At 69.6% G+C, this 20,931-nt stretch carries 16 protein-coding genes and 2 pseudogenes; 12 read left to right on the top strand and 6 right to left on the bottom strand.

Going from position 1 to position 20,931, the window contains the following annotated elements; translation table 11 throughout:
* Window positions 1–350: 350 nt before the first annotated feature.
* From ACGFZQ_RS14430 to ACGFZQ_RS14420, 3 genes are all read left to right on the top strand, one after another.
* Entirely contained in the window at window positions 351–971 is a 621-nt protein-coding gene (locus ACGFZQ_RS14430) for an L-threonylcarbamoyladenylate synthase (RefSeq protein ID WP_393840624.1), read from the top strand.
* A gap of 112 nt (window positions 972–1,083) precedes the next feature.
* Window positions 1,084–1,839, top strand: a complete 756-nt coding sequence (locus ACGFZQ_RS14425) for a dienelactone hydrolase family protein (RefSeq protein ID WP_393840623.1) — start codon at window positions 1,084–1,086, stop codon at window positions 1,837–1,839.
* 158 nt (window positions 1,840–1,997) lie between these two features.
* Window positions 1,998–3,197, top strand: a complete 1,200-nt coding sequence (locus tag ACGFZQ_RS14420; RefSeq protein WP_393840622.1) for a glycoside hydrolase family 64 protein — start codon at window positions 1,998–2,000, stop codon at window positions 3,195–3,197.
* A 58-nt stretch (window positions 3,198–3,255) separates the two neighbouring features.
* Here ACGFZQ_RS14420 and ACGFZQ_RS14415 read toward each other — a convergent pair whose 3' ends face one another.
* Complete coding sequence (locus ACGFZQ_RS14415) at window positions 3,256–5,658, bottom strand: M4 family metallopeptidase (protein WP_393840621.1); 2,403 nt, start codon at window positions 5,656–5,658, stop codon at window positions 3,256–3,258.
* 258 nt (window positions 5,659–5,916) lie between these two features.
* Window positions 5,917–6,360, bottom strand: a complete 444-nt coding sequence (locus ACGFZQ_RS14410) for a GNAT family N-acetyltransferase (protein ID WP_393840620.1) — start codon at window positions 6,358–6,360, stop codon at window positions 5,917–5,919.
* Window positions 6,361–6,532: 172 nt separating this feature from the next.
* Between ACGFZQ_RS14410 and ACGFZQ_RS14405 the strand changes: the two genes are divergently transcribed.
* The 4 genes from ACGFZQ_RS14405 (at window position 6,533) to ACGFZQ_RS14390 (ending at window position 11,015) form a co-directional block, all read left to right on the top strand.
* Window positions 6,533–7,183: an NAD(P)-binding domain-containing protein gene (locus ACGFZQ_RS14405; RefSeq protein WP_351736911.1), complete on the top strand. Its 651-nt coding sequence runs from the start codon at window positions 6,533–6,535 to the stop codon at window positions 7,181–7,183.
* A 158-nt stretch (window positions 7,184–7,341) separates the two neighbouring features.
* Entirely contained in the window at window positions 7,342–8,340 is a 999-nt protein-coding gene (locus ACGFZQ_RS14400) for an MHYT domain-containing protein (RefSeq protein ID WP_393840619.1), read from the top strand.
* Between the two features lie 63 nt (window positions 8,341–8,403).
* Window positions 8,404–9,906 (top strand): metallophosphoesterase family protein, encoded by a 1,503-nt coding sequence (locus tag ACGFZQ_RS14395; protein WP_393840618.1) that lies wholly within the window; start codon window positions 8,404–8,406, stop codon window positions 9,904–9,906.
* 77 nt (window positions 9,907–9,983) lie between these two features.
* Window positions 9,984–11,015, top strand: a complete 1,032-nt coding sequence (locus ACGFZQ_RS14390) for an LLM class flavin-dependent oxidoreductase (protein ID WP_393840617.1) — start codon at window positions 9,984–9,986, stop codon at window positions 11,013–11,015.
* A 1-nt stretch (window position 11,016) separates the two neighbouring features.
* Here ACGFZQ_RS14390 and ACGFZQ_RS14385 read toward each other — a convergent pair whose 3' ends face one another.
* The 3 genes from ACGFZQ_RS14385 to ACGFZQ_RS14375 form a co-directional block, all read right to left on the bottom strand.
* The gene (locus ACGFZQ_RS14385; protein ID WP_393840616.1) at window positions 11,017–11,976 is read right to left on the bottom strand and encodes a TauD/TfdA dioxygenase family protein; all 960 of its coding nucleotides are present in this window, start codon (window positions 11,974–11,976) and stop codon (window positions 11,017–11,019) included.
* 121 nt (window positions 11,977–12,097) lie between these two features.
* Window positions 12,098–13,270 carry an ISAs1 family transposase gene (locus ACGFZQ_RS14380; RefSeq protein WP_393840615.1) on the bottom strand — a complete coding sequence of 391 codons (1,173 nt, stop codon included), beginning with the start codon at window positions 13,268–13,270 and terminating at the stop codon, window positions 12,098–12,100.
* Window positions 13,271–13,410: 140 nt separating this feature from the next.
* A complete protein-coding gene (locus ACGFZQ_RS14375) occupies window positions 13,411–15,930 on the bottom strand; it encodes a PAS domain S-box protein (RefSeq protein ID WP_393840614.1) in 2,520 nt (839 codons plus the stop codon).
* 318 nt (window positions 15,931–16,248) lie between these two features.
* Between ACGFZQ_RS14375 and ACGFZQ_RS14370 the strand changes: the two are divergent.
* The 5 genes and pseudogenes from ACGFZQ_RS14370 to ACGFZQ_RS14350 form a co-directional block, all read left to right on the top strand.
* Window positions 16,249–16,460: pseudogene (locus ACGFZQ_RS14370) on the top strand (hypothetical protein); the annotation flags it as partial.
* Window positions 16,415–17,143, top strand: coding sequence for a DUF4158 domain-containing protein (locus tag ACGFZQ_RS14365; RefSeq protein WP_393840613.1), 729 nt, complete (start codon window positions 16,415–16,417; stop codon window positions 17,141–17,143). The pseudogene ACGFZQ_RS14370 and the gene ACGFZQ_RS14365, both read left to right, overlap by 46 nt.
* Window positions 17,144–17,157: 14 nt before the next feature.
* Entirely contained in the window at window positions 17,158–17,589 is a 432-nt protein-coding gene (locus ACGFZQ_RS14360) for a hypothetical protein (RefSeq protein ID WP_393840612.1), read from the top strand.
* A 345-nt stretch (window positions 17,590–17,934) separates the two neighbouring features.
* Window positions 17,935–19,208 (top strand): annotated as a pseudogene (locus ACGFZQ_RS14355) (transposase).
* 12 nt (window positions 19,209–19,220) lie between these two features.
* On the top strand, window positions 19,221–19,385 hold the full coding sequence (locus ACGFZQ_RS14350) for a hypothetical protein (protein WP_393840611.1): 165 nt from the start codon (window positions 19,221–19,223) through the stop codon (window positions 19,383–19,385).
* A 278-nt stretch (window positions 19,386–19,663) separates the two neighbouring features.
* On the opposite strand, the gene ACGFZQ_RS14345 is transcribed toward ACGFZQ_RS14350, so the two are convergent.
* A complete protein-coding gene (locus tag ACGFZQ_RS14345; protein ID WP_393840610.1) occupies window positions 19,664–20,494 on the bottom strand; it encodes an enoyl-CoA hydratase/isomerase family protein in 831 nt (276 codons plus the stop codon).
* Between the last annotated feature and the right edge of the window lie 437 nt (window positions 20,495–20,931).

The raw sequence follows: 20,931 nt of genomic DNA, 5'->3' as shown, positions 1-20,931 counted from the left end.
CTCGGTCTCCGGACGTTACCCGATGAACCTGGGCCGGTCCCGACCGCCGGGTACACCTCCGCCGGCGGCCCTCGGGGGAAGGGCCGCCGGCGGAGAACGCCTCACCCGGGGCCGGGGGGAGGGCCCTCGGGCGGCTGATGGAGCGGGTGCCCGGAAATCCCGCGGGTATGCACACGAATTCCGAAGACCCGGGCCGGGCCGGGCCGGCGCCGTCGGGCTCCGGGAAAGACACCACTCGGCGCCGGGAAACGCCTCCCCCGGCCGGAGCTCGGGCATCGCTCCGCCCCCGGCCGCACCCGTCCCGCCGGGTCAGCGCGGCCGTTCGGGCCCGTACGGCATAAGCTCGTCGAATGGCGAAGTACTTCGACGTGCACCCCGACAACCCGCAGCCGCGCAGCATCTCCCAGATCGCCGACGCGGTGCGCTCGGGGTCACTCATCGCATACCCGACCGACTCCTGCTACGCGCTGGGCTGCCAGCTCGGCAGCCGCGACGGCATCGACCGGATCCGCGGCATCCGGCACCTGGACGACCGGCACCACTTCACCCTGATGTGCCGCGACTTCGCCCAGCTCGGCCAGTTCGTGCGCATCGACAACGACGTGTTCCGGGCCGTGAAGGCCTCGACCCCCGGCAGCTACACCTTCATCCTGCCGGCGACCCGGGAGGTGCCGCGCAAGCTGCTGCACCCGAAGAAGAAGACCGTCGGGGTGCGGATCCCCGACCACGTGGTCACCCAGGCGCTGCTGGCGGAGCTGGGCGAGCCGCTGCTGTCCAGCACCCTGCTGCTGCCGGACGAGAAGGAGCCGCTGACCCAGGGCTGGGAGATCAAGGACCGGCTCGACCACCAGGTGGACGCGGTGGTCGACTCCGGGGACTGCGGCACCGAGCCGACCACGGTCATCGACTTCTCCGACGGCGAGGCGGTGATCGTCCGCCAGGGCGCGGGAGACACCTCGCGCTTCGAGTGACATCGGGGTCCCCGCGCGAGGGTCCTCTCACCTCCGCGTGCCACGATGATCGTGACATGCCGCGCCGGGCCTCCCCCGACCCGACGCCGACTCCACAGAGAGGCACTGCGCCATGACCGCCGTACAGGGAACCGACGTGGACATCACCACCGAGGACGGCGTCGCCGACGCCTACCTGGCCCACCCCGCCGACGGACTCCCGCACCCCGGCGTGCTCTTCTACCAGGACGCCTACGGAATCCGCCCGCACCTGAAGTCGATGGCGGACCGGCTCGCCGGCGCGGGCTACACGGTTCTGGTCCCCAACGTCTTCTACCGCTCCGGCCGCACGCCGGTCATCGACCTCCCCGAGTTCATCGACCCCTCGGCGGACCCGACGATCTGGCAGCGGATCATGCCGATCATGATGTCGCTGACGCCCGAGTTCAGTGACCGGGACTCGGCCGCCTACCTGGACTGGTTCGCCCAGAGCCCGCTGGTGGCCGAGGGGCCGGTCGCGATCACCGGCTACTGCATGGGCGCCCGGCTGGCCGTGCGGACCGCTGCCGCGTTCCCGGACCGGGTCGCCGCGGTGGGCGGCTTCCACGGTGGCCGGCTGGTCACCGAGGAGGCGGACAGCCCGCACCTGCTGGCCCCCGGGATCAGGGCGGAGGTGTACTTCGGCTTCGCCGACCAGGACCAGTCGATGACCGAGGAGCAGATCCGCACCTTCGAGGAGGCGCTCACCGCCGCCGGGGTCCGCAACACCTGCGAGATCTACCGGGGCGCCGAGCACGGCTACACCCAGGCCGACACCCCGTCGTACTCCGCCGAGGCGGCCGAGCGCCACTGGGACGCGCTGTTCGGTCTGCTGAAGCGCACCTTCTGATCCCGACGCGTCCCGGGAATCGGGGGCCCGTCGGCCGACGGGCCCCCGATTCCGTCCCAACTCATTGACATGCACCCGCCTCGCCGCCACGCTGAGAGCGCTCTCAAGCTGGTACGGACCAATGTCCGTACGACCCCGACCCCACACGGAGGTGGAGAGTGCGCACAGGACTCGCACGCCGGACGCTGCCCCTGGCGGCCGCTGCGGCGCTGATCGGCGGAGTGCTCACCCTGGGCACCCCGCACCCGGCCGACGCGGCGGTGCCGGACACGATCCCGCTCAAGATCACCAACAACTCCGGCCGCGGCGATCAGGTGTACGTCTACGACCTCGGCACCCAGCTCTCCACCGGTCGGCAGGGCTGGGCGGACGCGAACGGCACCTTCCACGCCTGGCCGGCCGGCGGCACCCCGCCGACCCCCGCGCCGGACGCCTCGATCACGGGCCCGGCGGCAGGACAGTCCACGACGATCCGGATCCCGAAGTTCTCCGGCCGGATCTACTTCTCCTACGGCCAGAAGCTCGACTTCAGACTGACCACCGGCGGTCTGGTGCAGCCCGCCGTGCAGAACCCGAGCGACCCCAACCGCAACATCCTCTTCAACTGGTCCGAGTACACGCTCAACGACTCGGGTCTGTGGATCAACAGCACCCAGGTGGACATGTTCTCGGTGCCCTACGCGGTCGGAGTACAGCGCTCCGACGGCAGCACGGCCAGCACCGGGCACCTCAAGTCGGGCGGCTACAACGGGTTCTTCAGCGCCCTGCGCGGGCAGCCCGGCGGCTGGGCGAACCTGATCCAGACCCGGTCCGACGGCACGGTCCTCCGGGCGCTCTCCCCGCTGTACGGCGTGGAGACCGGGGCGCTGCCGTCGACCGTCATGGACGACTACGTCAACCGGGTCTGGTCGAAGTACGCGACGTCGACCCTGACCGTCACGCCGTTCGCCGACCAGCCGAACACCAAGTACTACGGCCGGGTCTCGGGGAATGTCATGAACTTCAGCAACTCCGCAGGAGCGGTGGTGACGAGCTTCCAGAAGCCGGACGCGAACAGCATCTTCGGCTGCCACAACCTGCTCGACGCGCCCAACGACCAGGTGCGCGGACCGATTTCGCGCACACTCTGCGCGGGCTTCAACCGTTCGACGCTGCTGACCAGTGCGAACCAGCCGGACAACAACCCGGCCGACTTCTACCTGGACACGGTCACCAACCACTACGCGCGCAAGATCCACGCCCAGATGGCCGACGGCAAGGCGTACGCCTTCGCCTTCGACGACGTCGGCAACCAGGAGTCGCTGGTCAACGACGGCAGTCCGCAGCAGGCGTACCTCACGCTGGACCCGCTGAGCTGACACGGCCGAGCGTCCCGCACCCGGAGTCCGGGTGCGGGACGCTCACCTTTCCCGTACGTCAGCCGGTCGTCACGGCGGTGTCGTCGACGACGAAGCTGGTCTGGAGCGAGGAGTCCTCGACACCGGTGAACTTCAGGGTCACGGTGCTGCCCGCGAAGGAACCGAGGCTGAAGGACTTCTGCACGTACCCGGAGGCCGCGTTGAGGTTGGAGTACGTGGCCAGGGTGGTGGAACCGGCGGCGACCGTCAGCTTGTCGTACTGGGTGCTGGTGGTGGTCTCGGCGGTGTCGATGTGCAGGTAGAACGTGAACGTGGTGCTGGTGCAGCCGCTCGGGATCGTCACCGACTGGGAGAGCGTGTCGGTGTGGGTCGAGCCGTAGCCGTCCAGCCAGGCCTTGTACGAGCCCGCGTGTGCCGCCTGGTCGGTGTCGTTGGTGATGACCCCGCTGGTGGCGGTCCAGGTGGTGTTGCCGGACTCGAAGCCCGCGTTGCCGAGGAGCTGGGTGGCGGTGCAACTGCCGCCGCCTCCGCTGGAACTGACGGTCCAGGTGAAGGAGGCCGTACCGGTGGCGCCCGTCGAGTCGGTCACCGTGACGGTCGTGCTGTAGGTGCCCGCCGTCGTCGGAGTGCCGGTGATGGCGCCGGTGGAGCTGCTGATCGACAGGCCGGTCGGCAGTCCGGTCGCCGCGTAGGTCAGCGAGCCGCTGTTGGTGCTGCTCGCCGAGACCTGCAGGCTGACCGCGGTGCCCACGGTCGAGGACTGGCTGCCCGGGTTGGTGACCGTCACCCCCGAGGTCGGCGGGGTGACGTGGCTGCCGACGTTGATGCCCGCGAAGGCGTTGGCCACACCCGCGTACTGGGTGGAGCTCGCGCCGTACAGAGCCGTCGCGGCGTTGAGCGCGGCGGTCCGGGCTGCCGCGTAGTTGGTGCTGGACGTCATGTACGTCGTCAGCGCCTTGTACCAGATCTGCAGGGCCGCGGCCCGGCCGATGCCGGCGACGGCGACGCCGTCGGAGGTCGGGCTGTTGTAGGTGACGCCGTTGATGGTCTTGGTGCCGCTGCCCTCGGAGAGCAGGTAGAACATGTGGTTCGCGGGGCCCGAGGAGTAGTGCACGTCGAGGTTGCCGACGCCGGAGTACCAGCTGTCCGCGGAGCCGCCGTCCTTGTCGGGCTCGTCCATGTAGCGCAGCGGGGTGCCGTCGCCGTTGATGTCGATCTTCTCGCCGATGAGGTAGTCACCGACGTCGGAGGAGTTGTTGGCGTAGAACTCCACGCCGGTGCCGAAGATGTCCGAGGTCGCCTCGTTCAACCCGCCGGACTCACCGGTGTAGTCGAGGCCCGCGGTGTTGGAGGTGACGCCGTGGCTCATCTCGTGGCCGGCCACGTCGAGCGAGGTGAGGGCGTGGGTGCTGCTCGTGCCGTCGCCGTAGGTCATGCAGAAGCAGGAGTCGTCCCAGAAGGCGTTGACGTACGCCGTGCTGTAGTGGACGCGGGAGTAGGCGGCGACGCCGTCGTTCTTGATGCCGCTGCGCCCGAAGGTGTTCTTGTAGAAGTCCCAGGTCGTCTGGGCGCCGTAGGCCGCGTCGGCGCCGGCTGTCTGGGTGTTGGAGCCGGATCCGGTGCCCCAGACGTCGTCGGCGTCGGTCATCAGGGTGCCGGTGCCCGACGTCGCGTTGTTGAGGCTGTACGTCTTGTGGCCGCCGCGCGTGGTGTCGTACAGCTGGTACGTCGAACCCGACAGGGTCGTGTTCAGCGTCACCGTGCCGCTGTACTGGGTGTTGCCGGTGCCGGACTTGACCGCCTGGTAGCGGTACAGCTCCTTGCCGGTGGTGGCGTCCGTGATGACGTGCAGCTGGCTGGGGGTGCCGTCGTCCTGGAAGCCGCCGACCACGGTCTCCCAGGCGAGCTTCGGGGTGCCGTTGCCGGCCCAGATCACCTTGCGGGCGCTGTCGGTGGCGGGCTTCTTGGCGTCGAGGGCCTTGGCGGTCCTGAGCGCCTTGGTCGCGGCGGCGGTCTTGGTGAAGGTCGCGGTGGTGGAGGCGACCTTGACGGTGCGCTTGTTGTTGAAGGTGGTGCTGACCGTGCCGGCCGCGAGGGAGGCGGGCGGGGTGTGCACGACCAGGTCGCCGCCGAGGACCGGCAGGCCGGCGTAGGTGCGCTCGTAACGGGTGTGCAGGGTGCCGTCGTTGTCCTTGACGACGTCCTTGACGACCAGTTTCTCCTTGGCGCCGAGGCCGATGGTGCGGGCGGTCGCGGCGGTCTGCTGCTGGGCGCTCTTGATCAGCGCCGTGTGCTGGGCGGGGCTGAGCTTGGCCTCCAGGCCGCCGGCGCGAAGGGGGCTGGGGTGGGGGGCGGCGGGCTTGGCGTTCGCCGGAACCGACTGGATGCCGACGGCGAGAAACGCCACGGTGGAGACCAGGGCGGCTCCTACCGTGGCGCGTCTGTGGGGAAGACGTCTCACTCGTACTCCTCCTGCTGCGGCCGCCGGGTCGCGGCCGGTGACAGACCGGGCAGACGGGGGTGTGCTGTCCGGGACGAGCTGAGCTGTGCGGGGACCGGGATCGGGGGGACCGGGATACGGGGTCCGTGATCCGTGGGCACGCCATGGAGAAAGCGTGTGCTGAGCGAGGATTCCAGTCTTGACCCGCTCATGTCAGCCACGTCGAGGTCAATCAAGGGTTTTCCCTATGCCGGGAGAGGCGGTTGGGGCGAGCGGGGCTCACATGGCCGGCGTGCGCACCATGAACACGTCCACCGGATCCTCGGTCTCGACGGTGAACCCGTGCCGCTCGTACAGCCGCCTGGCCGCGCTGCCCCGCAGGACGTTCAGCCGGACGCACACGCCGTCGCGGTCGCACCGCTCCAGCAGCTCGCGCAGCACGCCCGAACCGATGCCGGCGCCCTGGACGTCCGGGGCCAGATAGAAGTGTTCCAGCCAGTGGGCGTCGGCGGCCGGCCGCAGCGCGACACAGCCGGCGAAGGCGCCGCCCGCCTCGATCACCCAGGTGTGGGCCGCACCGAACCCGTCCCGCAGCCGCTGCCGGACGCGCCGCGGGTCGTACCGACCGAGCCGCTCCAGATCGTCGCGCAGCACGACGGCGCGCAGCTCGGCCACCGCCTCGACGTCCGCCGGCGACGCCGGCCGCATCTCCCAGTCCCCCATGACGGGCCAGGCTACCCAGCGGTCGGGCGTTCCTCCTCGGCACCCCGCAGGTACGGAGCGCGCCCCACGGGGTGACGGCGAAACACCTCGCGCCCAGCCCGAGTCGCGACGGGTTTGCCGATTCATCCTGTTTATCCTGATTCACCTCCCACCCCACGGAAAGGGCTCACCCATGCGGGTCTTCATCGTCGGCACAGGCAACATGGCGGGCGGTATCGCCACCCGGGCCCTGGCGGGCGGGCACATGGTCCGGCTGGTCGGCACCGATCCGGCGAAGGCCGCCAACCTCGCCGCCGCCCTGGGCGAGCGGACGCCCGGCGCCGACGTGGCCCCCGCCGTGCCGGACGCGGTCGGATCGGCCGACGTGGTGGTGCTGGCCGTGCCGTTCGACGTGGCCAGGCAGGTGGTGGCCGAGTACGGGGACCACCTCGCCGGGAAGACGGTCGTCGACATCTCCAACCCGGTGGACTTCGCCACCTTCGACAGGCTCACCGTGCCTCCGGACAGCTCCGGCGCCCAGCAGATCGCGGAGGCCGCCGCGCCGGGCACCCGGGTGGTGAAGGCCTTCAACACCACGTTCGCGGGCGCGCTGGTCGCGGGCGAGGTCGGCGGGCTGCCGCTGGACGTGTTCATCGCGGGTGACGACGCGGCGGCCCGCGACCAGGTGGCCGAGCTGGTCGCCTCCGGCGGGCTCAACCCGGTGGTCGTCGGCGGACTGCGCCACGCCCGCGAACTGGAGGGTATCCAGTTGCTGCACATGGCCCTGCAGACGCGCCCCGAGGGGCACGGCTGGATGAGCGCGATCAAGATCGTCGCACCCTGAGCCGCGGCTGTGCGCGGACCGAGAACGGCTTGCGGAGAAGCCGTGCCGACCCGTGGTGCCCGAGCGGCGGCTGAAGTCCCGGTGAACGCCACGGCGCACGCCCCCGGCGCGTAGTACCTTCCCCCACAACAGCCGTGACTCTGGGGGGAGTTGCATTTATGCACGGCACGACAAGCGGGTTCCACTACGGCGCGGTCACTCCGGTGGCGGCCTACCTGATGGCCTGTCTGGGCGGAGCCCTGGGGCTGCGCTGCATCGTCCGGTCGCTGTACCACAACGGGCAGTCGTGGAAGCCCGGCTGGCTCGCGCTGGGCGCGGCCTCCATCGGCTGCGGCATCTGGACGATGCACTTCATCGCGATGATCGGCTTCCATGTCCAGGAGACCGCGATCCGCTACGACGTGGCCCTGACCCTGCTCAGTCTGGTGGTGGCGATCCTGGTGGTCGGCATCGGCGTCTTCGCGGTCGGCTACCGGGGCGCGACCGCCGGAACGCTCTCGACGGCGGGCGTCATCACCGGCCTCGGCGTGGCGGCCATGCACTACCTGGGCATGGCCGCGCTCCGCCTTGACGGAACGATTCACTACGACCTGGTCACGGTCGCCCTCTCGGTCCTGATCGCGATCGCGGCGGCGACGGCCGCCCTGTGGGCCGCGGTGTCGGTCCGGGGCTTCCTGGCGAGTCTGGGCGCCAGCCTGGTGATGGGCCTGGCGGTGTTCGGCATGCACTTCACCGCCATGGCGGCCGTGAGCGTCGAGGTGCACCCGGCGTCCGCCACCTCCTGGTCGAGCGCGTCACCGACCTCGCTGCTGCTGCCCATGCTGCTGGGCCCGGCCGTCTTCCTGCTGCTGGCCGGGGTGGTGGTGATGTTCGACCCGCTGCTGGTCCTGGGCGAAGGCGACTGGAACCGGCAGGCGGCGGCCGGGAAGGACAGGCCGGTGACCCCGCCCCGGGCGGCCCGGTCACGGCCACCGGGACCGGGCGGCGGACGCACACCCGGGAGGCGGCACGGCCGCCCCGCCCGCCCGGCACTGGGCGGCGGCACGGCCAAGCCGGGCACGGCGTCGCGCACCGCACCGGCCGCCCCGGACCGGTACGGCACCCCCGCCCGACCCGAGGACCCGTACCGCGCCCCCTCGAACCCCTACGAATGGTGACGGCCCCGCAGGACACCAACCCCTCCGCCGCACCGGTTCGTTGATCATTGCTACGGTGCCCGCGTGTCTGACTCCTCACGCGAAACAGCAGAAGGCGCCGGCTGGGGCGAGGCCGAGCGCGGTGCCTATCGCCGGCTGATGCCCGGCCATGTCGAGAAGCTCTTCTGGTTCAATCCCAGGACCATGTGGGCCGCCCGCAACGGCGTGCTGGCGTCCTGGTTCGGCGACCCGACCGGCCGTACCCGCAGCCGCTGGGTGGCGCAGCGGGCGGCCGCCGGGGCAGCCGCCGACAAGGTGATCCGGCGTGCCGAGGCGGACCGGTTCTCGTTCATGGTGATCGGCGACACCGGTGAGGGCGACGACTCCCAGTACGCCGTCGTGCCCGGCTTCCTGAAGGCGAGTCAGGACACCGACTTCGCGGTGATCGCGAGCGACGTGATCTATCCGGTCGGTACCACCGACGACTACGGCACCAAGTTCTTCCGCCCGTACCAGGACTATCCGGCGCCGATATACGCGATACCCGGCAACCACGACTGGTACGAGGACCTCGGCGCGTTCATGCGCGTCTTCTGCGAGGACGCCCCGCCGCTCCCGCCCGAGCCGAAGCCGCGCCCCCTCTCCCGCGCCTGGTGGCGCACCCTGCTGTGGCACCGGCCGAGCCCGGCCGACGAACAACTCCTGGCGCAGGCCCGGAAGTTGCGCCCGACGCCGGAGCAGCACGCCGTACAGCCCGGCCCCTACTGGGCCATCGACGCCGGCCCGGTCCGGATCGTCGGCATCGACACCGGTCTGCTCGGCACGGTCGACGCCGAACAGGGCGCCTGGCTGCGGCAGGTGTCGCAGGGGCCGCGCCCGAAGATCCTGGTCACCGGCTCCCCGCTGTACGTGGACGGCGAGCACCATCCCTGTCCGATCGCGGGCGGCGGCACGGTCGACGACATCGTCCGCGACCCCGCCCACCACTATGTGGCGGCGATCGGCGGTGACATCCACAACTACCAGCGCTACCCGGTCGACGTGGCCGGGCGCACCATCCAGTACGTGGTGGCGGGCGGCGGCGGTGCCTTCATGCACGCCACCCACACCATCCCGCGGGTCTCCATAGCGAACGTCACCGAGGACGACTTCCGCTGCTACCCGCTGCGTGGCGACTCGCTGGCCTTCTACAGCCGGCTGTACGGCCGCCGGCTGCGCCTACCCCGGTTCTTCACGCTCACCGCGGCGGAGGCGACGGCCGTGATCGCCGAGCGCCTCGGCATCAGGCCCGCCCGCGCGCCCGGCCCGGACACCCGGGTCACCCGCCGCACCCGGCTGGTGGCGAGCCTGCTCGGCGCCGGCGGCCGCCCGGACCGCACCTCCCGCTTCCGGCTGCCGGTGAAGAAGATCTACACCCAGCTGTTCTCCCCGGGCTCGGCCACCTACACCCCGCCCTTCTTCAAGTGCTTCCTGCGCCTCGACGTGAGCCCGGAGGCGGTACGGCTGCGCTGCTTCGCCGCGACCGGGAACCGTACGCAGGAGCTGGATCCACCGGTCGAGGACGAGATCACCATCCCCCTGACCTGATCCGTAGCTGATCACACTCCCGCAATGTTCGGGTGTCACAATCGGGGCAGAACTGACGTACGACCGCTGGAGGACCCGTGCCGTCCACCCCCCGCCCCCTGCGCAGACTGGGCTTCCTCACCATCGGCCTGTTCGACGGGGCGGATCCGGGCAAGGGGCACGAGTCCACGCTGGAGATCATCGAGCTGGGCGAGCGGCTGGGCTTCGACAGCGCCTGGGTGCGGCACCGGCACCTCCAGTACGGCATCTCGTCCCCGGTGGCCGTCCTCGCGGCGGCCTCGCAGCGCACCAGCCGTATCGAACTGGGCACCGCGGTGATCCCGCTGGGCTGGGAGAACCCGCTGCGGCTCGCCGAGGACCTGGCGACCGTCGACATCCTGTCCGGCGGCCGCCTCAACCCCGGTGTGAGCGTGGGCCCGCCCATGCACTACGACCAGGTCAGGGAAGCCCTCTACCCGGACACGGCCGACGCCGAGGACTTCAGCTACGAGCGGGTACAGCGGCTGCTGGACCACGTCCGGGGCAAGCCTGCCACCGACTTCAGCGGGGTGGAGGGCTTCGAGGTGTTCTCGGATGTGGTCCAGCCGCACTCCCCCGGTCTCGGGCACCGGCTCTGGTACGGCGGCGGCAGCCTGAGCTCGGCGCGTTGGGCGGGCGAGCACGGTATGAACTTCCTGACCAGCAGTGTCGTGCGGGCCGGGGACCCGAAGGACGCGTACGACTTCGGGGAGATCCAGCTCTCGCACATCCGCGAGTTCCGCGCCCACCACCCGGACGGTGACGCGGCCCGGGTCTCGCAGGGCCTGGTCGTCATCCCCACCGACTCCGCCACGCCCGAGCAGCGCGCCAAGTACGAGGCGTACGCGGCCAAGCGGCTGCCCCGCACCACGGCCCCGCAGGGTCCGGGGCGGCTGCTGTTCGCACCGGACCTGGTGGGCACCTCGGCCGAGATCGCCGAACAACTGCACGCGCACGCCGCGTTCCGCGAGGTCGACGAGGTGGCGTTCGCGCTGCCGTTCACGTTCGAGCACGAGGACTACGTGCAGATCCTGACCGACATGGCGACCAGGCTGGGCCCGGCACTGGGCCGGCCGCAGCCGGGCGCCTGAGTCACCAGCGGCCCGCCGCCGTGCCGGTCACCGGCTCCGACGGCCTGCCGTCCACGCCGACCGGCACCTCGCCGTGCAGCATCACCCGGTGCATGACCCGGGGGAAGCCGAGGTGGGCGTTGTCGCCGGGCGCGAGATGGATGGTGGCCCGGTTGTCCCAGAAGGCGACGCTGCCGGGCTCCCAGCGGAAGCGGACCGTGTACTCGGGCCGTACCGCCTGTTCGAGCAGCATCTCCAGGAGCGCGGCGCTCTCCGGGCGGGAGACGTCGGTGATCTGCTCGACGTAGTAGCCGTTGACGTACAGCACCCGCTCGCCGGTCTCCGGATGGACGCGCACCAGCGGGTGCACCGAGGCGACCTGATGGTCGAGGAGGTGGCGGAGGTAGGAGTCGTCGCCGGGCCGGGGCTGGTAGCCGACGCCCAGGCGGTGCTCGGCGCGCAGTCCGTCGACGAAGGCGCGCACGGGTGCGGAGAGCCCGGCATAGGCGGCGGCCAGGTTGGCCCAGGTGGTGTCGCCGCCGTACGGCGGAACGGTCTCGGCGCGCAGGATGGTCGCGGCGGGCGGGTCGATCCGGGCGCCGTGGTCGCAGTGCCAGCCGCGCAGCAGGGTGTGCCGGCGCCGCTGGAGCCACTCCTCGTGCTCCATGCCGAACCGTCCGCCCAGCTCCAGCCGGTCGGCGGTGGTCTCCACCTCGGGGAAGCCGGCGGGTGAGGCGCTGCCCCGCCGCCCCAGGACGACCGGTTCGCCGAAGCGGCGGGCGAAGGCGACATGGCCGGCGTGGTCCAGCCGCTGCCCCCGGAAGAAGACGACCTTCCAGCGCAGCACCGCCTCCCGGATCAGCGCGACCATGCCGTCGTCGAGGTGTTGGGTGAGGTCCACCCCGGTGATCTCGGCGCCGATGTGCCCGGCGACGGGTTTCACCTCGGCCGCCTGGTTCCCCGTGCTGCTTCCCGTCGTCATGCGTGCTCCGCTGGTCGTCGGTATCGGCCTCTACAGAAGTACCCCGGCGAGAGACGCGGTGACGCACGGGGCTCCCATCCGGAGGCAGGGTCATTGCATGATCGAGATCTGTCCGGGTTCGTCACGTGAGGCCGAGGGTTCGTAGGGGCCGGAGGTAGTCGCGGCCGGTGTGGCGGAGGGCGGCGGCGATGTTGGTCTGGCCGTCCTGGCGGAAGACGCTGATCGCAAGGTTGCGCAGGGAAGCCATGGCGCGGGGCAGGGTGCCTGTGCGGACCTTGGAGTCGTCCTCGCGGAACGTGCGGTCCCGGACGTGGTGCAGGAGGTTCTCGATGCCCCAGTGGCCTCTGATCCAGGTGGCGAGTTCAGTGCAGGTGGCGTCGAAGATGCTCAGGCTGGTGATCAGGTAGACGCGCTCGATGGCCAGCTTTCCGGTGCTCAAGTCGTGTCGCCATCGCACCACTTGGATGGCCTGCCGGGCGCCGGGGTAGTCCAGGTGGCTGAACGCGGCGACTTTGAGCCGGCGGATCTCGTCGCGATGGTGGGCGTGGTCGCGGGTGCGGTGCCCGAGCGGGATGTCCCGCCAGGGCAGCTTCCTGACCTGGGCGTACAGGCCCGGATGGTTCTTCTTCACGACAGCCACGTAGTGAGCGCCGCGGCCGATCAGATAGGCCCCGTGATCATGCTGGGTGTGCAGCGCGTCGGCGGTCACCACCGCGTTCTGCAGATCCAGGCCACGCACAAGGGGTGCGAAGGCGGGGATCTCGTTGCTCTTGGAGGCGACCTGGCGCTGGGCCAGGACCACGCCGTGGTGGTCCATCGCGGCCAGTAGCTGGATCGCCGTGGCGGTCTTGGTCCGCGAACCGCGTACCACCTTGCCGTCGACCGCGATCACCCGCCGCACCGGTCCCTTCTTCGCCTCCGACTCGGCCGGATGTGGAGTTCTGGCCTGCAGAAACGCGCCGATTGCCGCGTCCAGGGCATCACCGTCCACATGCTGCAGCAGGCGGCGCACCGTTGCGGCGTGCGGTACCGGTCGCAGACCGGTGAGCGGATCGGCCGCGAAGCCAAGGACACCCAGCGCATACTGCGGGGCATCCGCGATCCACTCGCTGATCGCGATGAGTGAGCGGGCCCCGGCCAGCACCGCCGAGACGGCCGCGCACAGCAACGCGACCGCTGGATAGCGCAGTCCCCGCACATTGCGGGGATCGGCGACCAGGGTCAGGTAACGCCGCAGGTCAGCGACATCGCTTGAGGTGAGGGAATCAGTCGGGGAGCCCAGTTGCTCCAGCATGGAAGGGATCGGCGATGATGTTCGGGCAGGCACGGTCTCGCTCGGTTCTCATGGGTCTCGACAACCACATGATCACCAGCACCGTGCGTGCTCTGCTCTCCGGGACCCCTTGTCGCACAACGGACATGACGCCACGTCATTCACGAGACCGGCGAACCGGACCAATCCCAATCACGCAATGCCCCTGACCGGGCGGTCGGACCCGCGGCGGCGTCCTCCGGCTCGGGCATGGCGATCAGGAGCAGCGTCACGTCGTCGTCATGGGCGACCGGGTCCGGAATGAGGGCCCCGATCAGCCGGGCCGTGGCCTCATCGAGGATCTCCGGGCCGGCGGGAGCGTCCTTCAGCGCGATGTCGAGGGTGCGCGCGAGGACGTCGATCTGGGAGTCGATGTCCGTGCCGGGTCTCTCGACCAGTCCGTCGGTGAAGAGCGCGAGAGTGCTGCCCGGCGGCAGCCGATGAGTCGTCTCCTGGAACGACAGCCCGACGCCGCACGAATCGTTGACGCCCAGCGGCACACTGATCGGTGCCCGCAGCCGGTGGGCAGCTCCTCCGGGGGGCACTGCGATAACCGGGAGGTGTCCGGCCGAGCACAGGGTGACCTCCCGGGCGTCGTGGTCGATCGCCAGGTAGCAGCAGGTGACCAGCTGGTCCGCCAGGTCGCTGACGAACGCGTCAAGACCGGTCATGACCTGGCAGGGGGGTATGCCCGTACGGGCCAGGGCGTGGGCGGCGGCGCGCAGCTGGCCCATGACGGCCGCCGCGTCCAGGCCCCGGCCCATCACGTCGCCGATGACGATGCCGGTGCGGTTCCTGTCCAGGGGAATGATGTCGAACCAGTCACCGCCGAGCCCAGGGTCCTGGACGGACGCCAGGTACCGGTGGGCGCTGGGCAGGTGCGGCAGGCGGGGCGGCTCGCCCATGAGGCTGTGCTGCAGGGTGTAGGCGATGTGTCGTTGCTGCTCGTAGCGCTCGGTGTGTTCGGCCTCGGCCTGTCTGCGCTCGGTGATGTCCCGCACGGTCAGGAACACCAGCGTGTCCTGTTCGGCCTGGAAGGTGCTGACGCTCACCTCGACGGGGAACACACCGCCGTCGCTGTGCAGCCCGTACATGCCCCGGTCCAGGACTGCCGGCTTCGGGTCGGCCAGCCGCAGATACCGGCGCAGCAGCGTGCTGTGCAACGGACGCCGCGGGCCGGGCACCAGGTCCTCGACCTTGGCGCCGACGATGTCAGCCGGCGCATGGCCGAACAGTGACTCCACCTGTGCGTTGGCCATGACGATGATGCCGTCGCCGTCCGTGATCAGGGTGGCGTCGGGTGCGGATTCCAGCAGCGCGAGGAAGCGCCGGTTGGCCCGCTGAACCTCGCGCTGGGCCGCTACTCGTTCGGTGATGTCGGCGAGCACGCCGGCCACGGCGTAGGGCGAGCCACACGGATCGTTGAGTGGGAACAAGGTGGTGAGGAAGTCCCGTTGACCTCCTGGCAGGTCGAAACTCTCCTGCCGCTGTACGGGGGTGCGCCGTGCCAGCATGTCGAGGTCGGCCAGCCGCGCCTGATGCGCGATGTCCGGCGGCATGACGTCCCGTTCCCGGCAGCCCAGTACCCGTGAGCGGGACAGGCCCGTGCTCTCCTCGAACCTCGTGTTGACCGCCAGGAAGCGACCATCCAGGTCCTTGACGAACATCACCGCGGGCGTGTGGTCCATGAATGCCTGCAGCAGTTCGTTCTGCCGCACCTGCCCTTCGGCACGCGCGTGCGCCATCTCGATGCGGCGGCCCACGACCAAGGCGGCGAAGATGACCACGATGAACACGGCCACGTGACCGCACACCAGCAGCGCGATGCCCAGACGCGTCCCGTACAGCCCCGCGTCTTCACCGGCCAGGACGCCCCGGCCCAGCAGCAGCGGCGCCACCAGGGTGGTGGCGAACAGCCGGCGGCCCAGCGCGCCTGTGGTGCCCGCGTTCAGCAGCAGGCCCGCAGGGCCTTCCTCCGGTCGGGCCACAAAGGCCGCGAGGCCCAGCAGCACCAGGGCGAGCGCGGTGTGCAGAGCCATGCCCGTGTGGTCACCGAACCGTTCCAGCTCAGGCACGGCGTAGGCGAACCCGTAGAGTCGCAGCATGCCCAGACTGAGGACGGCCAAGCCTGGGATCTGACTCGTCCAGGCGGGCAGTCGGGATGTGCTCGCGCACAGGGACGCCGCACCCCCCAGCGCCAGTGCCACAGCCGTGTCCGGTGCCATCCGTCCCGGCACCCCTGTCGCCACTCGCGCGGTGTCGTCCCTGAAGAGAAACTCATCGATGCCCAGGCTCGCCCCGGTCATGTACTCCACAAGGACAAGCCCACCGATCAAGGCGGCCAGGAGCGCGGCCGCCCGGGACACGGCGATCGCCCGCGAGGCCACGGGTCTGCGAGCCACCATGAACACGGAGAGGCCCAGCACCAGCAGAGCCACGGCGGTGTCCGGCTTCATGGACGCGGCAACGCCGGGCACCACGCTCTTCAGGACGCCGTTGCCGAGGATCCAGCCAGACAGACCCGCCGCGCCGAATACGGCCGCCATCAGGGCCGCGCCCTGAGCCACGGCGCGAGCCGCGGCCACGGCGAACTCATGGAACGGCAGTCCCCGCAGTTCCTCGGCCGACTCTCTGCGTTTCACTAAAACATCACCTTTATGAGTGACTCACTCTGGTGGCGCAACTCGCTAAGTAATAGCAATCTTGTTCGCTAATGTCCAGAATGTTTCATATGTGATTCGCTGTGGGAGGTGATCCCAAGCCGCGTGGGGTCTTCCGCTGCGAGCTGGACGATCTGTAGTTCCTGAGGTGTGAACAGGGCGTACTCGCTGCGGCTTTGACGGTTGGTGGCTTTCGCCCGCCGAGCGGAGTTCCGCCCGTTCCTACCACCGCTCCACCCCGAGCGCGGCGAACTGACTCTCGGCGTGGCAAGACGTCCGTGAGCGGTGCCGAGCCGAGGACGGCGGAGCGCACTGGGCGGCGTCGAGGTCGGAGACCGGCACCTTACCGAGATCACGTCGATCCCACGGCCCCCGGACGAGGTGGAGGATGCGCCGCCCGGACCGCTGAATGGGGTGATGACGGCACCGACGGCCTGCTGATCTCCTGGGTGATCCGGACCGGGCGATGGAGGGCTTACGGTCCTTCCCGACGATCGGCAAAGACGAGCTGATCCGCTACTTCACCCTCCCTCCAGCCGACGAGGCGTTCTTGCGGAAGTTCCGCCGTGCCCAGAACGTGCTCGGTGCCGCCGTGCAGCTGTCTACGCTGCCCTGGCTTGGCTTCGTCCCTGTCGAGGTGCCAGCCGCTCCGCCCACGGCGGCCGGCCGCCTGGCCCGCCAGCTCGGCCTCGCTGTCGCCGATCTGGCGGGCTACGGAGAGCGTGAGCAGACCCGTACCGATCATCTGAAGGAGATCGCCGGGTACCTGGGGTGGAAGCCCGCGAAGACCATCGAGCACAAGGAACTGGATGAGTTCCTGCTGGCCCGCGCGATGGAGCACGACTCCCCGAGTCTGCTGTTTAGGCTGGGCTGTGAGTACCTGCGCTCGGCGAAGGTGATTCGGCCGGGGGTGGTCTCGCTGCTGGAGAAGGTCGCCACCGCCCGCGAGGCCGCCGAGCGGGAGACCCACGCCCGTGTGGCGCACCTGCTGTACCCCGAGTGGGCTCAGGGCCTGGACGGGCTGCTGGTCGTCGATCTGGCTGGTGGCCGGGCCGGTGCAGGCGTCGCCGACGAGCGTGGGCGTCGAGGTCGAGAAGCTGAGGTTCCTGCGGGGACGTGGCGCGGACGCCCTGGACATGTCGTCCCTGCCCGCCGAGCGGGCGCCGCTACCTGGCCCAGATCGGGCGCCGGCTGACCGCGCAGGCCCTGGTGCGGCGCGAGCCCAACCGGCGCCATCCGATCCTGCTGACGCTGCTCGCGCAGTCTTCCGTCGACGTCCTTGACTCCGTCGTCCAGCTCTTCGACCAGACTCTGTCCGGCTCGGAGTCCCGCGCCCGGATCAAGCTGCGTGAGGTGCTTGCCGAGCGGGCCAAGCTTTCGGAGGACCGGCTCGCCCTGTTGGACGAGATCCTGCCGGTGCTGGCTGATGCCGGTATCCCGGACGAGGCGGTGGGGACGCTGCTGCGCGGGAAGATCGGTATGTCCCGGCTGATCACCGCCAACGCCGGGGCCACCGTGCGGCTGCCGAAGGACCACGGGCACCTGGCGCTCCTGGAAGGCTCCCACACCTACATCCGCCAGTTCGCGCCGAAGGTGCTGGAGGCGGTGCGGTTCAAGGCGGCACCGAGGCGAAGCCGCTGATCGAGGCCCTGGAGATTCTGCGGGAGCTGAACGCGACCGGCGCCCGCAACGTCCCCGACAAGGCGCCGACGCTGTTCGTACCGACCCGGTGGCAGGGCTACCTCGACGAGGCCGCGGCCAAGAAAGACGCGACCGCGTACCGGCACTACTGGGAGCTGTGCACGCTGCTCGCACTGCGCGACGGCCTGCGGTCGGGGGATGTGTTCGTGCCGGCTCGCGCCGCTACGACAACCCGGCTGCCTACCTTTTCAAGCCCGCCCAGTGGGAGATGCACCGTAGGGAGTTCTGCCGCCTGGTCGGCAAGAGCACAAGAGCCCCGACGCCTCACAGGCGCTGCCGCTGGTGATGGACGAACTGGATGAGGCTCTGGGTGACCTGGAGGAGGTCCTGGGGCGCGGCGACGGGCCGGTCCGGCTGAACGACGCCGGGGAGCTGGTCATCTCGCCGCTCACCGCGGAGGACATCCCCACCGAAGCCGAGGATCTACACGCCGAGCTGGAGCGGATGCTGCCGAACGTGCCGATCGCCTCGCTGCTGGTGGAGATGGACCGGCACACCGGTTTCCTGGACTGCTTCGTCCACGCCGGCGGCAAGCAGGCCCGTTCCCCGCAGCTCAAAAGGAATCTGATCGCCTGCGTGATCGGGCTCTCCACGAACCTCGGATTGCACGGGATGGCCGCGTCCTGTGGCATCCCGTACGACGTGCTCGCGTGGACGGCGGAGTGGTACATCCGCGAGGAGACGCTGCGCGACGCGAACATCTGCCTGGTCAACTACCACCACAAGCTGCCGGTGACGGCGATGTTCGGCTCCGGCACGCTGTCGTCCTCGGACGGGCAGCGTTTCCCACGAGGGGCAAGTCGATCACTGCCCGGCACCTGAACAAGTACTTCGTGTCCGAGGGCATTTCCACCTACACCCATGTCTCCGACCAGCACTCCACGTTCGGCACGAAGGTCATCGTGGCCACGCACCGCGAGGCCCACTATGTGCTGGACCAGATCCTGGGCAACGCCACGGACCTGCCGATCACCGAGCACGCCACGGACACGCATGGCGTCACCCTGGTTAACTTCGGCCTGTTTGACCTGGTCGGCAAGCAGCTCTCGCCGCGCATCCGGGACCTGGGCAAGATCACCCTGTATCGGATGGGCGCGAAGGCCGACTACGAGGAGCGGTTCCCGAAGGCGGGGCCGCTGCTGACGAAGAAGGCCAGCCTCGACCTGGTCGCCGACCACTGGGACGACCCGCTCCGCCTGGCCGGATCATTGAAGTACGGGCACGCCACCGCCTCCCTGATCGTCGGCAACCTCTCCGCGTCCTTCCGGCAGAACGCGCTGGCCGCCGCGCTGAAGGAGTACGGGGCTATTCGGCGCACGATCTACGCGGTGAAGTACCTGTCGTACGAGGGCTATAGGCGCAAGATCGCCCGTCAGCTGAACAAGGGCGAGTCGCTGCACGCGCTGCGGCGCCAGCTCCATTACGCCCGCGAGGGCAAGATCACCCGTCGTCAGCCCGAGCAGCAGAACGAGCAGGCGTGGTGCCTGACGGTGGTGACGAACGCGGCCGTCTGCTGGCATACCGAGTACATGGGCCTGGCCGTCGGTGAACTGCGCTAAGCGGGCCGCGAGGTGGACACCGAGGTTCTGGCGCACATCTCCCCGGCCCGCAGCTCGGTGGTCAACTACTACGGCTCCATCACCATCGACTACGAGCACGAACTGGCCCAGCTCGACGAGAAGGGGCACCGGCCGCTGCGGACCGCTGGGACGGACGAGTCCGGAGCCGGGCTGTAGCGGCACTCGGCCTCGGCGGCGCCCCACGGGCGCACGGTGTTGCTGCTCGCGTGCCCAGGGGCGCTTCGGCACAGGGCAGTGGACGGTCGACGGGCCGCCGTCAAGAGACGTCGGCCCGTCGACCGTTCACACCCTGGGGTGCAGGTCGCGCACGGCGCTGATGGAATCCGGCAGCGATGCGAGGTACAAGGCAGTGGACTCAGAGTGCCAGGGGGCGGCGAGCTGAACCGCGACCGGCAATCCATCGTGGCTTGTGCCGAATCGCATCGACAGTGCGGTCATTCGGATGAAAGGCTGCCAAGGTTCTCGGCAAGGTTCAACTCGAAATCACGGCTCTGACCGAATCCGGCGGCGTTCAGCTTCGTGAGCATCGCCGACGCTTCGGGCCAGGCGTCTACTCCGGCGAGCACATGGTTGGAGACCCAGAGGTCTCCTTCCGAGGGAACGCCGGCGCGCGCATTGACCAGCTTCTTGCTGACCTCCAGCGCGCGCTTCTCGAAACGGCTCACGCGTTGGGCGAAGGCATCGACGAATGCGTCGAGTTCACTGTCGGGAACGGATCGGTTGACCCAGCCGTATCGTTCGGCGATGTCCGCGTCGAAGTCGTCCGCGCCCAGGATGATTTCGAGGGATCGCGAGCGTCCCACGAGGGCGGAGAGCCATTCGATGCCGCCGCCGCCCGGCACCGTGGCACCGGCGACCTCGATCAGTGAGAACACCGCCCGTTCCTTCGATGCGAAGCGGATGTCGCAGGCAAGGGCGAATTCGAACCCCTGCGCCCGGGCGCGGCCGCGGACCTTTGCCACGCTGAGTACGGAAGACTGCGCGAGCCGGGTCACGAAGCTCGGCCAGTGGTCGAAGGACGCGGCGCCCTGCTGATCCGGCACCACGCCATGGCTCGCAAGATCGTGGTGGTTGACGAAGAAGTCCTCGTCCCCGCTCTCGAAAACGACGATCCTGAGATCGGCGTCGCCCTCGATCTCGTCCATTAGCACGTTCAGTTCCGCGAACATTTCCGGGTCGAAGAGGTTCAACGGGGGATTGTGGATGACGACGCGCCAATAGGCGGGCGATTGACGGATGACATTCAGGCGATTGGTGACGGTCATGATGTGCACTCCGTTCAGAGGGCCATTGCGGGCGGACACCTTGTTTCAGTCATCGACCGCATACTCGAAGGTGTCACGAAGAACAGCGGAACAGCCGCTCGACACGGTCTCGTTTCGCGCCTCGTGACCCCATGGTTAAACATTGACACTAATGTCAATGTCAAATGGGCGGTCATCCCGGAGCGTGGTCGGCGATATACGTGATGCCCGACGCCTCGGGGAATGTCCTCACACCTGCGGGCACGGATTCCCCGGACGGCCGCGGATGCCTCGGCGCCGGGCGCCTGGCGGGCCGGGCCGGCCGCCTTTCGCCCGTCGAAGGCACCGCGTCCGCGTCACCGCGCGGCTTCCTCGTTGTGCTCGCGCGGCATCCGCATGACGGTCGCGGGGGAGGGGTGTTGGCCCTTCTTCGCGGTGATGGCCGGCCACGTCGGCCC

This window comes from Streptomyces sp. NPDC048254 (genome assembly GCF_043201895.1).
In the GTDB taxonomy this organism is placed as follows: domain Bacteria; phylum Actinomycetota; class Actinomycetes; order Streptomycetales; family Streptomycetaceae; genus Streptomyces.
Note: the sequence above shows the minus strand (reverse complement) of the source record. Positions and strands in the feature narration are given on the sequence as shown.